15 protein-coding genes and 1 other RNA gene are annotated in these 15,380 nt (G+C 72.3%); 5 read left to right on the forward strand and 11 right to left on the reverse strand.

All coding sequences use genetic code 11. The features are described from left to right. Nucleotides 1–40: 40 nt before the first annotated feature. Complete coding sequence (locus tag KYY02_RS06640; RefSeq protein ID WP_371236522.1) at nt 41–511, reverse strand: ATP-binding protein; 471 nt, start codon at nt 509–511, stop codon at nt 41–43. Between the two features lie 230 nt (nt 512–741). Here KYY02_RS06640 and KYY02_RS06645 point away from each other — a divergent pair, with 230 nt between their 5' ends. Continuing rightward, the gene (locus KYY02_RS06645; protein ID WP_371236523.1) at nt 742–1,593 is read left to right on the forward strand and encodes a helix-turn-helix domain-containing protein; all 852 of its coding nucleotides are present in this window, start codon (nt 742–744) and stop codon (nt 1,591–1,593) included. Nucleotides 1,594–1,600: 7 nt separating this feature from the next. Further along, nucleotides 1,601–1,774, forward strand: coding sequence for a DUF397 domain-containing protein (locus tag KYY02_RS06650; RefSeq protein ID WP_371236524.1), 174 nt, complete (start codon nt 1,601–1,603; stop codon nt 1,772–1,774). Between the two features lie 45 nt (nt 1,775–1,819). Here the strand turns inward: KYY02_RS06650 and KYY02_RS06655 are convergent, their stop codons facing one another. The 4 genes from KYY02_RS06655 to KYY02_RS06670 form a co-directional block, all read right to left on the reverse strand. Further along, nucleotides 1,820–3,139 (reverse strand): acyltransferase family protein, encoded by a 1,320-nt coding sequence (locus KYY02_RS06655; RefSeq protein ID WP_371236525.1) that lies wholly within the window; start codon nt 3,137–3,139, stop codon nt 1,820–1,822. Further along, nucleotides 3,136–5,337 carry a bifunctional polysaccharide deacetylase/glycosyltransferase family 2 protein gene (locus tag KYY02_RS06660; protein WP_371236526.1) on the reverse strand — a complete coding sequence of 734 codons (2,202 nt, stop codon included), beginning with the start codon at nt 5,335–5,337 and terminating at the stop codon, nt 3,136–3,138. The genes KYY02_RS06655 and KYY02_RS06660 overlap by 4 nt, the downstream gene beginning before the upstream one ends. Further along, nucleotides 5,337–6,785 carry a hypothetical protein gene (locus KYY02_RS06665; RefSeq protein WP_371236527.1) on the reverse strand — a complete coding sequence of 483 codons (1,449 nt, stop codon included), beginning with the start codon at nt 6,783–6,785 and terminating at the stop codon, nt 5,337–5,339. Before KYY02_RS06665 ends, KYY02_RS06660 begins: the two co-directional genes overlap by 1 nt. A gap of 179 nt (nt 6,786–6,964) precedes the next feature. Further along, entirely contained in the window at nt 6,965–7,933 is a 969-nt protein-coding gene (locus KYY02_RS06670) for a LysR family transcriptional regulator (protein WP_371236528.1), read from the reverse strand. Nucleotides 7,934–8,016: 83 nt separating this feature from the next. Here KYY02_RS06670 and KYY02_RS06675 point away from each other — a divergent pair, with 83 nt between their 5' ends. Continuing rightward, on the forward strand, nt 8,017–9,339 hold the full coding sequence (locus KYY02_RS06675; RefSeq protein ID WP_371236529.1) for an MFS transporter: 1,323 nt from the start codon (nt 8,017–8,019) through the stop codon (nt 9,337–9,339). An 89-nt stretch (nt 9,340–9,428) separates the two neighbouring features. After that, nucleotides 9,429–10,433: a LacI family DNA-binding transcriptional regulator gene (locus tag KYY02_RS06680; RefSeq protein ID WP_371236530.1), complete on the forward strand. Its 1,005-nt coding sequence runs from the start codon at nt 9,429–9,431 to the stop codon at nt 10,431–10,433. Nucleotides 10,434–10,571: 138 nt separating this feature from the next. On the opposite strand, the gene ssrA is transcribed toward KYY02_RS06680, so the two are convergent. The 5 genes from ssrA to ftsE form a co-directional block, all read right to left on the reverse strand. Then, nucleotides 10,572–10,975, reverse strand: a transfer-messenger RNA (tmRNA) gene (gene ssrA / locus KYY02_RS06685). A gap of 115 nt (nt 10,976–11,090) precedes the next feature. Further along, nucleotides 11,091–11,570, reverse strand: a complete 480-nt coding sequence (gene smpB / locus KYY02_RS06690; protein ID WP_030868512.1) for an SsrA-binding protein SmpB — start codon at nt 11,568–11,570, stop codon at nt 11,091–11,093. A gap of 46 nt (nt 11,571–11,616) precedes the next feature. Continuing rightward, nucleotides 11,617–12,792: a S41 family peptidase gene (locus tag KYY02_RS06695; RefSeq protein WP_371236531.1), complete on the reverse strand. Its 1,176-nt coding sequence runs from the start codon at nt 12,790–12,792 to the stop codon at nt 11,617–11,619. Between the two features lie 67 nt (nt 12,793–12,859). Further along, the gene (gene ftsX / locus KYY02_RS06700; RefSeq protein WP_371236533.1) at nt 12,860–13,777 is read right to left on the reverse strand and encodes a permease-like cell division protein FtsX; all 918 of its coding nucleotides are present in this window, start codon (nt 13,775–13,777) and stop codon (nt 12,860–12,862) included. A 29-nt stretch (nt 13,778–13,806) separates the two neighbouring features. After that, on the reverse strand, nt 13,807–14,496 hold the full coding sequence (gene ftsE / locus KYY02_RS06705) for a cell division ATP-binding protein FtsE (RefSeq protein WP_371236535.1): 690 nt from the start codon (nt 14,494–14,496) through the stop codon (nt 13,807–13,809). 226 nt (nt 14,497–14,722) lie between these two features. On the opposite strand from ftsE, the gene KYY02_RS06710 reads away from it, so the two are divergent. Then, a complete protein-coding gene (locus KYY02_RS06710; RefSeq protein ID WP_371236537.1) occupies nt 14,723–14,914 on the forward strand; it encodes a hypothetical protein in 192 nt (63 codons plus the stop codon). Between the two features lie 98 nt (nt 14,915–15,012). Here the strand turns inward: KYY02_RS06710 and KYY02_RS06715 are convergent. Then, on the reverse strand, nt 15,013–15,380 hold a 368-nt coding region (locus KYY02_RS06715; protein ID WP_371236538.1), incomplete at its 5' end, for an LPXTG cell wall anchor domain-containing protein.

Genomic DNA, 15,380 nt, shown 5'->3' on the forward strand with positions numbered 1-15,380 from the left:
CCGCCGCTTGCCCGTCCGCCCCGCCCCCTGGCCGCATCGTTCACTTCCGCGACAGGGGCAGTGCGGCACGCCCGCCCACCTCGAACCAGAGCAGCTTCCCGGCTCCTCGCCCCAGCGCGCCGTCACCGAGGGCCCACCCTCCCCAGGAGTCGGCGTACTCCTGCACGAGACGCAGCCCGCGCCCGGAACCAGCGTCGGGCGGAGCGAGCGGGACGGAGTCGGCGCCGGCCCCGCCGAACGGGGCGGGAACGCACGGGTCGCTGTCCCACACCCCGACCCGCAGCCGACCGCCGCTCAGCCCCGTGAGCCGCAGGGAGGCGGCCCCCTCGGTGTGCAGGTAGGCGTTGGTGACCAGCTCCGACGTCAGCAACTCCACGACGTCGACGGCGTCCTGCCTGCCGTGTCCGTCGAGCGCGGCCCGCACCGTCATGCGTGCGACGCGTACCGCGCGGGGGTCACGGGGGAGGCGAAGGGCGTACGTCCAGGGGTGGGACGGGGCTACGGTGACCATGGTCGTCTCCGGGGAGTTGAAGGGGCACGCGGGTTCGCTCGACGACTCCGTCGGGTGGTGGCGGTGCCGCGGTTCGCGGTGCACTTCCGGCTCACGGAGCAGGCGATCGAGCGTCGTGTGACCACCGTAGGGCCGATGGTTAGATGGTTCCTACGAGGCCAGCGGAAACCATCCATGCTTCACTCGTGTGAGGGAGAAACGCGCCGCCTCGCGGCCGGGAGGGACACACTTTGCCGCCCACGAACAATCCGACGCTGCGGCAGCGGAGACTGGGCGCTGAGCTGCGCAAGCTTCGTGAACGGGCCGGCCTCACCGCGACTGCCGCCGGTGAACTGCTCGGCGTCAACCAGGCACGCATCAGCATGATCGAGACGGGTCGTACGCCTGTCAGTGCCGACCGGATCCACTCCATGGCACACGCCTACGCCTGCCCCGACGCCGCGCTGGTCGACGCGTTGGCCGCGATGACCGGGCGGCGGTCACGAGGCTGGTGGGAGGAGTACCGCGAGCATCTCCCGATGGGCCTCGTCGACCTCGCCGAACTGGAGCACCACGCGGCAGCCCTGCGCGTGGCGCTGGTCGTCCACATCCCGGCGCTCCTGCAGACCACGGACCACGCTCGTGCACTCTTCTGCGAAGCGGTGCCGCCGTTGCGGCAGTACGAGATCGAGCACCGCGTGACGCACCGCATCAAGCGCCAGGGCATTCTCCACCGCGAGAACCCGCCGCCCTACACGGCGGTGATCCACGAGTCCGCGCTGCACATGGGGTACGGCGGCTCCACGACCGTCCGCGCCCAGCTCCGGCACCTGCTGGACATGAGCGAACTGGACCACGTCACCGTTCGGGTCATCCCGTTCGGCAAGGGTTCCTTCCCGGGAACGGGACAGTCGATCGACTACCTGCTGGGTCCCGTCCCACAGCTCGACACCGTGCAGCTGGACACTCACCACGGGTGCGAATTCCTGGACGCGGAAGCCCAGTTGGACAAGTACCGTTCAGTGCTCGACCGTATGGAGTCGAACGCCCTCAAGCCCGCCGAGTCCCGCGACCTGATCCACCGCCTCGCCCAGGAGAGCTGAAGTCACCATGCCCGATTGCCAATGGCGCAAGTCCTCCTACAGCCCCGACGCCTCCAACTGCGTCGAGGTGGCCGCCACTCCCTCCGCCGTCCTCATACGCGACTCGAAGGACGCGCCGGGCCCCCGGCTCGGCCTCTCCCCCACCGCATGGGCCGCCTTCCTCGCCCACATCACGAAGTGACCGTTGGGCCACCGTCCGACCCCGGTGGCCCGGGCAACCGTGGCGTCAGCCCCGGCGCGCCCCACCGCTCGGCCGGGGGCGCTCGCCCTTGCCTCCGTTCGGCCACAGGCGTGGCCTGCGCTTCGCCGCGAGGTCCTCGACCCAGCCGACCGCGAGGACCATCAGGCCGATGAGCGGCCAGACGAGGGCGAACATCCAGAGCGTGTAGGCGCTGTCCAGGGCGCCCGTCGCCCGCTCGCTCTGCATGAAGGGGAGCCGATAGGCCAGGTCGATGATCGGGACCGTCGTCATGATCAGCAGGTTGTGCCACAGGTAGATGGTGACCGCGCGGTTGTTGGAGAGGGTCACCAGCTTGTCCCACTTGGCCAGCCGGCCGGGAAGTTCCTGCCAGGACGGGGAGTACTGGAGCAGGATCACGACGAAGCCGAACGACCAGGTGGCCTGGGCCAGCGGGATGTCGTTGAGGTCCCAGCCGTCGGGGCCGAGGTGGTTCGAGGCCCACCACAGGCCGAAGGCCATCACCAGGGACGCGCAGGAGACGGAGAGGTACCGGGGGATCTGCTTCAGCAGGCCCTCGTGGTGGGCGAAGCCCAGCACCCAGCAGCTGCCGTAGACCGCGAAGTCGGTGACCGCGTTGCCCGTCTCACCGGGGATGGTCACCACGCCCGTGCCGACGACCGCCGTCAGACCGAGCGGCGCGAGCAGCGTCGGCCAGGGGGCCTTGCGGAACAGCCACAGCAGCAGCGGCGACGCGAGGACGAACCAGAGGTAGGCGCGCAGGTACCACAGGACACCCGCGGCCTGCACCGCCCAGGTGTCCTCCAGCAGTCCCGACGGGGAGCCGACGTGCCAGGGGTAGGGCGGGGCGCCGATCGGGACGACGTAGTTGAACAGCCCGATCAGGCCCCAGGTGTCACCGTGGTCCGGGTCCTCGGCGGGGTTCCAGCCGTTGACGAACATCATCGCCAGCACGACCGCGGAGAACGCCCACAGGGGCGGCAGCAGGCGCCGGACGCGGCTGCGGATCACACCCAGCGCCGGGCGCTTCAGCGAACGCGCCATCAGCGAGCCCGCCAGCGCGAACATCACGCCCATCGACGGGAACAGCACCGTCAGCCAGGCCCAGCCGAAGAGGTGGTACACCACGACGCGGACCAGGGCGATGGAGCGCAGCAGGTCCAGGTACCGGTCCCGGCCCGGCTTCCTGGGCGTCGGCTCGGGCTCGGGCGCCGGCTCGCCCGCGCGCTGCTGCGGGAGCGTGTACGGCGTCTCCGGGGCCGTGCCCGCACCCTCCGGGTACGGCGTTCCGTACGGGCCCGCCGGCTCCGGGCTCGTACCCGTGCCGGTCGTGTATCCGTGGGTCATGCCACGGGCCTCCGATCATCGCTGTGCGGGGCGCGCTGGCCCGGCACCGCTCCGGCGACGGGCGCCTCGACCACGCCGGTGCGCCGCAGCTTCTGCCAGCGCAGGCGGCCGCCGGTGAGCGCGGTGATCCAGGACTGGAGCAGCACGACGTACATGAGCTGGCGGTAGAGGATCTGCTGCAGCGGCAGCGAGATCAGGTGGGTCATGCGTTCACGGTCGAGGCGGAAGGCGAAGGCCGCGCAGACCGCCTGGATGGCGAGGACGCCCAGCCACGCCACGATCGTCTTCTCGGTGGGGCCGAAGACGACGCCGTAGAGCAGGAAGACGTCGATCAGCGGGGCCAGCAGCGGGGCCACGATCATGAACAGGGAGACGAAGGGCAGGCCGACTCGGCCGAAGCGGCCCGAGGGGCCCTTGTCGATCACCGCGCGGCGGTGCTTCCAGATGGCCTGCATGGTGCCGTACGACCAGCGGTAGCGCTGCGACCACAGCTGCTGGACGGACTCAGGGGCCTCGGTCCAGGCGCGGGCGTTCTCGGCGTAGACCACGCGCCAGCCGGCGCGGTGCAGCGCCATGGTGACGTCGGTGTCCTCGGCGAGGGTGTCGTCGCTCATGCCGCCGATGGGCTCCAGGGCGGAGCGGCGGAAGGCGCCGACCGCGCCGGGGATGGTCGGCATGCAGCCGAGGATGTCGTACATCCGGCGGTCCAGGTTGAAGCCCATCACGTACTCGATGTGCTGCCAGGCGCCGATGAGGCTGTCCTTGTTGCCGACCTTGGCGTTGCCCGCCACCGCGCCGACCCTGGGGTCGCCGAAGGGCTGGACGAGTTCGCGGACGGTGGACGGCTCGAAGACGGTGTCGCCGTCCATCATCACGACGATGTCGTACCGGGCGTTGGCCAGGCCCCGGTTGAGCGCGGCCGGCTTGCCCGCGTTGAGCTGGCGGATGACCCGTACGTTGGGCAGGCCCATCGCCTCGACGATGCGGGCGGTGCCGTCGGTGGAGCCGTCGTCGATGACGAGGACCTCGATCGGGTGCTCGCTCGCCATCAGGGAGTTGACGGTGTTCTCGATGCACTTGGCCTCGTTGTACGCCGGCACCAGCACCGTCACCGGTTCGGTGACCGGCGGGCCCCAGCGGAAGTTCCCGCGGCGGACGCGGCGGGCGTGGACGCCGGCGAGGAGCAGCATCAGCACGAAGCGGCCGATGACCAGGGTCCCGATGACCGCGAGGCCGACCACCAGGACGCCGGTGACGTGCTCGGAGGCCTGGACCAGGAAGATCCACGCCTTGCCCTTCCAGAGTTCGGCGCCGGTGACCGGGCTGTGCGCGCTGGGCGCGTCCAGGGCCTCGGTCAGGTTGTCGAACTCGTAGCCCTTCTCCTTCAGGCCGGGCAGGAACCTGTCGAGCGCCTCGACGGTCTGGCTGCGGTCGCCGCCGGAGTCGTGCATCAGGACGATGGCGCCCTTGCCGCCCTCGGGCGTGGCGCGGCGGATGATCTCGTCGACGCCGGGCCGCTTCCAGTCCTCGCTGTCGGTGTTGTTGACGACGGTGAGGTAGCCGCGGCTGCCGATGTACTGGGCGACCGGCCAGGTCTCGTTGTCCATGGCTTCGGCGTACGAGGAGTACGGCGGGCGGAAGAGGGAGGTGCGGATGCCGGCCGCGCCGGTGATCGCCAGCTGGTTCTGCGACAGCTCCCAGTCGATGCGCTTCGTGGACTGGAGTGCGAGGTCGGGGTGGTTGAAGGTGTGCAAGCCGATCTCGTGGCCCTCGTCGACCATGCGCTGGACGAGGTCCGGGTAGCGGGAGGCCATGGTGCCGGTGACGAAGAAGACCGCGTGCGCGTCGTGCTTCTTCAGCACGTCGAGCACCTTCGGCGTCCAGGTCGGGTCCGGGCCGTCGTCGAAGGTGAGGACGAGGCGGCGGTCGGGCACGCTCAGGCTCTGGATCTGCCCGGCGCGGGCGTCGATGACCGGGCCGCCCTCCAGGATCTCCTCGGGCACCTGCGTGGTGGGGGCGGGCTTCTGGACGCGGTGGTCGGCGAGGATCTCGCTGTGCACGTAGCCGCGCAGCATGAGCATGGCCGCCAGGGCGACGAGGACGAGCAGGGGGAGCAGCAGGCGCAAGGGCACGCGGCGGCGCGGGGAGCCGCCGCGTGGCCGGCGGGCGGCCCTGCGGCGGGCGGAGCGGGATGCCATCAGAGGACGTTCTCCGGGGACGGTGCGGCGGGGGTGGTGGACGGCTCCTGCTGAGCGGCGGAGCCGTCGGCGGCGACGACCGGCTGGTCGGCGGGGGCGCCGGCGAGATCGTCGGGGCCCCCGGCCTCACCGCCGGTGGGGGCGGTCGTCGCGGGATCGGGTTCCTCGGACACCGGCGGGACGGCGGGCGCCGTGCTCACGGTGTCGTCCGGAGGCGTGGTGGTGGCCTCGGCGGCCGGTTCGGTGGTGTTCCGCCCGGTCGCCGCCGGTGTCGGGTCGGCGGCCTCCGGCTGGTCCGCGGTGCCGGCACCGCCACCCGCCGCGGGAGCGGTGGCGCCGGGCGCGGGCAGCGTGGGAGCGCCGGTGGTCGGCGTGTCGTCCGGGGCGGGGCTGGTGCCGGAGCCGGGTGCGGCGCCGGTCTCCTCGGGCTGCGGTGTCGTCTCGACCTGGCCTGCGGGCTTGTCCTCCTGACCGGGGACGGGCATCCAGGGGGCGTCGGAGTTGCCGGACAGCAGCGTGGCGACCATGACGACGGCGTAGCCGGCGCAGGCGACGCCGACGGCCAGGCCGATACGGCGGTAGAGCCGGACACGGCGGCCGGACTCGTCGACGAACACGGGCCCGGCGGCGTCCTGCGCGCGGGCCGCCCGGCCCGGCGCCCGGCGCAGTTCGAGGCCCTCCCCGATCTGCACCGAGTCGAGCTGGACCGTCACCTCGTGCGGGTCGTGGGCGGCCGCGGCTGAGCCGTCGGCCTCCTCCCGCCAGGGGTCGCGGACCGGAACGCGGGAGGTCGTCGGGGCGTCGGGGCCCGAGGAGGGGCGCAGGAACGCGGCCGGGGCGCCGGGGCCCGACGGCGGGCCTGCGGAAACCGGGGGGAGGACGGCAGTCCCGGGGCCCGACGGCGAACCTCCGGGGACCGACGGGAGGACGGCCGTCCCGGACTCGGACGACGGGTATCCGTGGGCCGGCGCGGGACCGGCCGCTCCGAGATCGTCCGAGGGGCGTGCTCCGCCCGTCCGGGAGGGGGCTCCCGCCGTCCTGGCGCCGGGGGCGCCGCCCGGCTGGCGGGGGATGCGCAGGGCGGTGGTGCGCTCGGTGTCCCAGGGACCGTCCGCCGGGCTGCCGGACGGTGCCGTCCGGCCCGGAGCCGCGGGGGCGCGGGTGCCGCCGTCGCCCGGCCCGGGCCGGGCGGGGGGCCCCGCGCGGTGGGCGGCGTCGGGCAGCACCTGGGTCCTGTCGTCACCGGGGGAGACTCCGAGACGGGTCCGGCGGTCCCCGAGGGAGCCGGCGCCGAAGCCGGCCCCGCGCGCCTCCGCGCCGGGTCCGGCGGGCTTCTCGCCCAGGGGGAGGACCCCCGTCTCACGCAGGTCCTCGTCCTCGGCGTTCCTCCTGAACGCCGACGCTCCCTCGGGCCGTCCCGGTTGGGCGTCTTCTCGCCACTTTTCCACGCGCACGCACTTCCCCCCAGAGGACACTTCCGGCGCGCGTACGACCCGAGCACTCGCCGGCGGAGCAGGCCCCCACCCGCTCCGAGCGCCCCGTCTATCACACCGTGCTCGGGCACCGAATGTAGCGTACGTGGAAGGCCTGTGTTCCCAGGGCAGTCGTTCGTTTCAGTGGTAAGACATCACCGGGCCGCCATCACGACAATATCCCGGTCGGGCAACCATCCTTCGGGCGGCCTCCGCAGCCAGCCCTCCTCGGCGGCGACGACGGCCGCCGCTCGCCGAAGAGCATCCAGAGCGGGATGAACCAGACCCTTCCGCCACACCAGGGACACGGGGGACAGCGGAACCGGTTCCACCAGCGGGCGCAGCACCGTCGAGGGCAGTGGCGGAAAATCGACCACGGCGAGGATCGGGTGACGCGTCCTGGCCATGATCCGCTGGAACTCCTCCTCCCCGACGGCCAGCGGTGCGGGCGGCGCGAGCGCGATCCCCCGGCCCTCGAACAGCGACCGCGCGAGGTCCGTCCACTCCGGCGTGCGGGGGTTGCCGGCCCCGGCGTAGACCGTCTCGCCGGCGAGCGCGGCGAGCGGCACCTCGGGCAGAGCGGCCAGCGGGTGGTCCTCGGGCAGGACGACCGCCATCGGCTCGTGGCGCACGGGCTGCTGGTCGAGCCCGGCCCGCAGCGCGGGGGCGAGGCCCGCGAACCGTCCGAACGACGCGTCGAGCCGCCCCGTGAGCAGCTCCCCCGCGGCCCCGGTCAGCCCGCTCTCGTAGCGGGCCATCAGCTCGTGTCCGGGGGCGAGTTCGCGGGCGCGGCGCAGTACCCGGCGGGGGGTCCCGAGGCCCGGCGAGTTGAGGTCCACCAGCAGGGGCCGGGCCTGTCCGGCGGCGGCGAGCAGGTCGTCCTGCGCCTGGAGCACCGCGCGGGCGTACGGCAGCAGGCGTTCGCCGTCCGTGGTGAGCGTCACCCGGCGGGTGGTCCGCACGAACAGCTCGCTGCCCAGCTCCCGTTCCAGCCGCCGCACGTCCCTGCTGAGCGCCTGCTGGGCGACGTGGAGGCGGGCGGCGGCCCGGGTGAAGTGCAGTTCCTCGGCGACGGTCACGAAGGCGCGCAGCAGGCGGGGGTCGAGGTGGGCGGGGGCGGACATGGCGCGAACCTACAACACGGGTGCGTCGATCGGCGCCGGAAAGGTGTTGGACCGGGCGAGTGAGCGCGGGCGACGGTGGTGCCATGCCCCGACCGACCTCCCCTTCCCGGGACACTCCCCTGCTCACGGTCACCGCCGACACCCTGGTCGCCGTCGACTTCGGCCCGCGCAAACGGAGCGGGCCCCGCCCAAAGGGCCCGTACCGCCGCCTCCTCGCGCTGCCCGGCGCCCGTGCGTTCACGGCCGGCAACCTCGTCGCACGGCTGCCGATGGGCATGTTCGGCGTGAGCGCGGTCGTGATGATCGCCGGGACGCGGGGTTCGTACGCGCTGGCCGGCGCCGTCACCGCGACGGGCCTGGCGGCGACGGCGGTGGTCGCCCCGTGGACCGCGCGCCTGGTGGACCGGTACGGGCAGGCCCGTGTCGCCCTGCCGGCCACGGTGTTCGCCGTGCTCGGCTCCCTCGCGCTGCTGCTCTGCGTGCGTCACGGCGCCCCGGACTGGACCCTGTTCGCCTCCTACGCCGCCACCGCCACCACCCCCAACACCGGCGGGATGTCGCGGGCGCGCTGGGCGCACCTGCTGAAGGGGGACGCCGAGGCCCTGCACACCGCGAACTCCTTCGAACAGGCCGCGGACGAACTGTGCTTCATGCTCGGCCCGGTGCTCGCGGCCTTCCTGTGCGGGACGTTCTTCCCGGAGGCGGGCACGCTCACGGGCGCCGTGCTGCTGCTGGCGGGCGTCCTGCTGTTCACCGCCCAGCGGTCGACCGAACCGCCGGCCGCACGGCGTTCCTCCGCGCGGTCGCCGCTGCGGTCGCCCGGCATGCGGCCGCTGCTGGCGGTCTGTCTCGCGACGGGCGCGGTGTTCGGCTCGCTGGAGGTGGTGACCCTCGCGTTCGCGGACGAGCGGGGGCACCGCGCGGCGTCCGGCGCCGTGCTCGCGCTCCAGGCGGCCGGTTCCTGTGCGGCGGGGCTGCTGTACGGGGCGGTGCGGCCGGCGGGGCCCGCCCGGTCCCGGCTGCCGTGGTGCCTGGCCGCGATGGCCGCGCTGATGACCCTGCCGCTGCTCGCGACCGGGCTCACCGGCTCGCTGGTGCTGCTGGCGGGGGCGCTGCTGGTCGCCGGGATGGCGACCGCGCCCACCATGGTCACCACCATGACCCTGGTCCAGCGGTGCACGCCCGCGGACCGGCTGAACGAGGGCATGACGCTCGCGGTGACCGGTCTGCTCGGCGGGATCGCCTGCGGCAGCGCGACGGGCGGCTGGACGGTGGAGCACGTCTCGGCGGCGGCCGGGTACGGCGTGCCGGTGGCGGCGGCCGCGATCGCCCTCCTCGTGTCCCTCTGCACCCTTGTCCCGTTCGGGTCGTCGAACCGCTTCACCGATTCGCTCCCGACCCATTGACGGCCACAGGGCGCGCACGTACCTTCACCCGTCGAAGCGCTTCGAGAACGCTTTCCGCACCCCACGGACCGTGCAGACGAGGACCCCCGATGGTGAAGATCACGGATGTGGCCCGGCGCGCCGGGGTCTCCCCCAGCACCGTCTCGTACGCGCTCAGCGGCAAGCGCCCGATCTCCGACGCGACCCGGCTCCGGGTCCAGGCGGCCGTCCGCGAACTGGGCTACCGCGCGGACGGCGGCCGGGGCCCGGCCGGCCGCAGGTCGAAGGTGCTGGCCCTGGCGGTCCCGATGCGCTCCGGCGTCCACGTGCCGGTGGTGACGCAGGTTGCGGTGTCGGTGGTCACCGCGGCCCGCGCCCACGACCACGACGTGCTGCTGCTCACCCAGGGCGAGGGCGAGGAGGGCATCGGGCGTGTCGCGGACACCCGGCTGGCGGACGGGGTGATCGTGATGGACGTACAGCTCCAGGACCCCCGGCTGCCGCTGCTGCGCTCGGGGGCCCTGCCGTCCGTGCTGATCGGCGTGCCCGCCGAACCGGACGGGCTCACCTGCGTCGACCTGGACTTCCGGGCGGCCGGTGAGCTGTGCGTGGACCATCTGGCGCGGCTCGGGCACCGGGTGGTGGCGCTGGTCGGCTCGCCGCCGGAGGTGTACGTGCGGCGGACCGCGTACGCACAGCGGCTGGTGGAGGGCTTCACCGCGGCGGCCGACCGGCACCGGCTCACCTCGGCCGTGCATCCGTGCGGGACCGGCCGGGGCGCCGCCCGCGCGCTCGCCGAGCGGCTGGTGCGCGAACTGCCCGCGCCGACGGGGGTGGTGGTGCACAACGAACCGCTTCTCGACCCGCTGCTCGACGCCTTCGGACAGCTGGGGCTGAGCGTCCCCGGCGATCTGTCCCTGACCGCCGTCTGCCCGTCCCCCGTCGCCGCGTCGGCCCGCACCCCGGTCACCTCGGTCGCCGTACCGTCGGCGGAACTGGGCGCCCGCGCGGTGCGCCTGCTCGTACGGAAGCTGTCCGGTGTCCCCGTACCGGGGGCCACCCTGCTGCCGCCCCGGCTGACGGAACGGGCGAGCACGGCGCCGCGCGGGGCGTGACGACCGGGTCCGGCCCCGGCCCTCCCTCGACCTCCCCGGGCCCCCCTCGGCCCCCCGGCCTCAGCCCCCCGGCCTTCTCCGGACCGCACGGCAAAGGCCCCGTCGCCGGAAGCGACGGGGCCTTTGCCCACATGGGATGAGTGGAGATGGCGGGAATCGAACCCGCGTCCAACGGTGCGGAACCAGGGCTTCTCCGTGTGCAGTCGGCTGTGCTTTTCTCGGCCCCGGAGATCACGCCGACAAGTCTCCGACGGGCCCAGTCACTGTGTGGTTTCCCTCTTCACCCCGTGACCGGGATCAAGGTTTAGTTCCCTAGCTGATGCCAGGATCCGGGTCGGGAACACCCCCGGGCTGACACTCCCTTAAGTAGGGGAGCCGCTGCTCGCTACCTGAAGATCAGGCAGCGAGGGCGAGCTCGCCCTGGGAGATGGATCGCTTGGAATTGGCGATTATTTTTTTCGGCCTGTGGTTTACGAGATCATGGCCGCTTCCTCGACACGCTTCCCCTGCTTCGACAGCCGCTGTCGAAACCGATCATCCCCATGTTGATTTTTCAAGCTCCCCCGAAGGGGCCCGCACCCGCTGTGAGGTGCTGTCGCCATCGTACGTGACCAACGCGGGTCGGTGCCAGCGTATTCCCCGGCGCTCCGCGGGGGCCTACGCGCGCTGCTTCCGGCGGACCGCGGAGATCGCCCGCTCGGTCTCGCGCCGGTCCTGCTTCTCCCGGAGCGTCTGCCGCTTGTCGTACTCCTTCTTGCCCTTGGCCAGCGCGATCTCCACCTTCGCGCGGCCGTCCTTGAAGTACAGGGCGAGCGGCACGATGGTGTGGCCCGTCTCCTGGGACTTGGACTCCAGCTTGTCGATCTCCTCCCGGTGCAGCAGCAGCTTGCGCTTGCGCCGCGCGCTGTGGTTGGTCCAGGTGCCCTGGCTGTACTCCGGCACGTGCACGTTGTGCAGCCACGCCTCGTTGCCGTCGAGCTGGACGAAGCCGTCCACCAGCGACGCCCGGCCCTGGCGGAGGGACTTCACCTCGGTGCCGGTGAGGACCAGACCCGCCTCGTAGGTGTCGATGACGAGGTAGTCGTGCCGCGCCTTCTTGTTCTGCGCGATCAGCTTGCGCCCTTTTTCCTTAGCCATAGTGCCGCCCATTTTCGCACTACGGAGGGGGCCCGCGGGAAACCGATTAACCGACCGCGGGCCGGCGGCCGAGTCCGCTGAGGACCGTCTCGGCGCGCTGGAGCGCCTCCGCGTCGGCCTCCAGGTCGGGGGTGATGCCGTGGCCGTCGACACCCCGGCCGGAGGGGGTGCGGTAGTGGCCCACGGTCAGCTCGGCGACGGAGCCGTCGGGCAGCGGGGTCGGCATCTGGACCGATCCCTTGCCGAAGGTGCGGGAGCCCACGACGACCGCCCGTCCGCGGTCCTGCAGGGCGCCGGTGAGGAGCTCGGCCGCGCTCATCGTCCCGCCGTCGACGAGCGTGACCAGGGGTCTGGTGGTGTCGCCGCCGGGCTCGGCGTGCAGGGCGCGCTGCTCGCCCTCGACGTCGTACGTGGCGACCAGGCCGCCGTCGAGGAAGGCGGAGGCGGCGGTGACCGCCTCGGCGACCAGTCCGCCGGAGTTGCCCCGCAGGTCGAGGACGATGCCGGCGCCGGCCGGGGCCCGCCGCACGGCGGCGCGGACCTCGTCGCCCGAGCCCTTGGTGAAGGCGGTGACCTTGACGACGGTCACCCGGGAGGCGAGTTCGCTGACGGTGACGGTGTCCCGGGACAGCCTGACCCGGCGCAGGGTCTCGCTCCACACGCGCGTGCCGCGTTCCAGGCCGAGGCGGACGGTGGTGCCCGCGGACGCGCCGGTGGTCCCGCCGCGCAGTAAGGAGACGACCTCCGTGACGGGCCGGCCGTCGACCTTCTCGCCGTCGACGCTGCGCAGCCGGTCACCCGCGCGGATCCCGGCGTCGGCGGCGGGCGTGCCGTCGCCCACCCTCGTCACCTCGATACGGCCCGCCCGCTCGCGGGCCCACAGGCCGACGCCGGTGTACCGGCCGTCCAGGGCCTCCTCGAACTCCTCGTACTCGCCCGGGGAGTAGACGGCGGCCCAGCGGTCCCCGCTGCGGCTGACGGCGCGCTGGGCGGCCTCCATGGGGGAGGCGCCATCGGCGGCGGCCTCCTCGGCCGCCCGGGCGACGTCCGTGCCGTGGCCGGCGGGAGCGGCCACGGGGGCGCCCTCCGCCGTGGTCCCGCCGCCGGCTCCGGGGAGGTTGCCCGTGGCCGCGCCGGCGACGAGCACGCTCGCGAACACCAAGGTCAGCGCGGCCCCACGGCGGATGCGGTGGGGCTGACAGAACAGGGCAGGACCTGACATGCCGGTGAGTCTAGGACAACGCGAAGAGGCGCACGGCCGGTTGACCGTGCGCCCCTTTTGGCAAGAATCACACCTTCAGATACTTGCGCAGCGCGAAGAACGCGGCCAACGCGGGCATCAGCAGACTGGTCGCGAGGATCAGCGGAAGCTTCGTCAGCACGGCGTCCCAGCCGATGAAGTTGATCAGGTTCAGCTTCTCCGACAGGGCCAGTCCGTGGTCGATGATGAAGTACCGCCCGACCACCAGGAACCCGCACGCGAGGATGCCGCCGATGAGTCCGGCGACGGCGGCCTCCATGATGAACGGCGTCTGGATGTAGAAGCCGGAGGCGCCGACCAGCCGCATGATGCCGGTCTCGCGGCGGCGGCTGAACGCGGAGACGCGCACCGTGTTCACGATCAGCATCAGGGCGACGACCAGCATGAGCGCCATCATCGCGAGGGCGGCGATGTTCATGCCTTCCAGCAGCCCGAAGAGGTTGTCCAGGATGCCCTTCTGGTCCTGCACCGACTGCACGCCGTCCCGGCCGTCGAAGGCGGTCGCGATGACCTGGTACTTCTCCGGGTCCTTCAGCTTGATGCGGTACGACTCCTGCATCTGGTCCGGCGTCAGGGAGCTGGCCAGCGGGGAGTCGCCGAACTGCTCCTTGTAGTGCTTGTACGCCTCGTCCTGCGACTCGTACGTCACCGAGTCGACGACCGACATCTTCTCCAGGTCGGTCTTGATCTGGCCCTTCTGGTCGTCGGTCACCGCCCCCCGGGCGCAGTTGGGATCGGACTCGGCGTCACTCTTGTTGCACAGGAAGATGGAGACGTTGACCTTGTCGTACCAGTAGCCCTTCATGGTGTTCACCTGGTCGTTCATCAGGAGCGAACCACCGAACAGGGCGAGCGACAGGGCGACGGAGACGACGACGGCGAAGGTCATCGTCAGGTTGCGGCGGAGACCGACGCCGATCTCCGACAGGACGAACTGGGCGCGCATGGCGTCTGATCAAGCCTTTCCGTGGAGCGTCAGTGCTGGTAGCCGTAGACGCCGCGTGCCTGGTCGCGGACGAGACGGCCCTTCTCCAGCTCGATGACGCGCTTGCGCATCTGGTCCACGATGTTCTGGTCGTGCGTCGCCATCACCACGGTGGTGCCCGTCCGGTTGATCCGGTCGAGCAGCTTCATGATGCCGACGGAGGTCTGCGGGTCGAGGTTGCCGGTGGGCTCGTCGCAGATGAGCAGCTTGGGCCGGTTGACGAAGGCCCGCGCGATGGCGACGCGCTGCTGCTCACCGCCGGAGAGCTCGCCGGGCATCCGCTCCTCCTTGCCGCCGAGCCCGACGAGGTCGAGCACCTGCGGCACGGACTTGCGGATCTCACCGCGCGACTTGCCGATCACCTCCTGCGCGAAGGCGACGTTCTCGGCGACCGTCTTGTTCGGCAGCAGACGGAAATCCTGGAAAACGGTCCCCAGCTGGCGCCGGATCTGCGGCACCTTCCAGTTGGAGACGCGGGCGAGGTCCTTGCCCAGAACGTGCACCTGTCCGTGGCTGGCCCGCTCCTCGCGGAGGATCAGCCGCAGGAAGGTGGACTTTCCGGAGCCGGAGGACCCCACGAGAAACACGAACTCGCCCTTCTCCACTTCCAGGGTGACGTCCCTGAGCGCGGGGCGGTTCTGCTTGGGGTAGACCTTGGACACGTTGTCGAATCGGATCACGGATGCACCACGGGTAGCCGGGGGTAGATGAGCGTGACCATACGCGAACCGGGTGGGCGAGCGCAGGCACCGGTAGGGGTTGTGCGGGACTTGCGTCCTTTTGTGCCGGTGCCGGGTGTGGGCGGCACCCGCGCGGCCCCCGCGGGAACCTGGCACAGTGGGAGGGGAACGTTCGCGGGGTGGCGGGCGTTATGTCATCTGGAACAGGTGCGAGGAGGGCGAGCGCATGACGTACGACCGGCTGGTGTGCGCGAACTGCGCCGCACCCGTGAGCGAGGGCCGGTGCCCGGTGTGCCGCGCGAACCGCGAGCGGCTGCAGCAGGGGAACTTCTTCGCGGGGCTGAACCCCATGATGCTGATCGCCCTGCTGGCGGTGCTGGTCGCGGCGGTGGCGCTGCTCGCCCACCAGACCGCCTGACGTACGGGTACGGAACGTAGCGAAGGGCCCGGAGCGCGGTTGCGCTCCGGGCCCTTCACATCACCTCATGCGTACGGTGCGTACGCGTGCGGACACCGTCAGGCGGCGGCGCCGCGGCCGGCCGCCAGGCGCGGCAGCACCCGGAAGCCGATACCGCCGGCGATCATCGTGGCGGCGCCGATCAGCAGGAAGGTGGTCTCGGCGGCACCGGTCTCGGCGAGCTCCTTGCCGTTGCCCTGGGCCGAGGTGCCCGAGACGTCGTCGCCGGTGTCGATGAGGGCGGAGGAGCCCTGGTCCTGCGGGGAGGCGCCGTTGCCGCTGTCCGGGGTGGTGCCGTCACCGCCGCCGGCCGGGGTGGTGGGCTCCTCGATGGGGCCCTCGCCACCACCGGCACCGCCGTCGCCACCACCGGCACCGCCGTCACCACCACCGGCACCGCCGTCACCACCACCGGCACCGCCGTCAC

The organism is Streptomyces pimonensis (assembly GCF_041380215.1).
In the GTDB taxonomy this organism is placed as follows: Bacteria; Actinomycetota; Actinomycetes; order Streptomycetales; family Streptomycetaceae; genus Streptomyces; species Streptomyces pimonensis.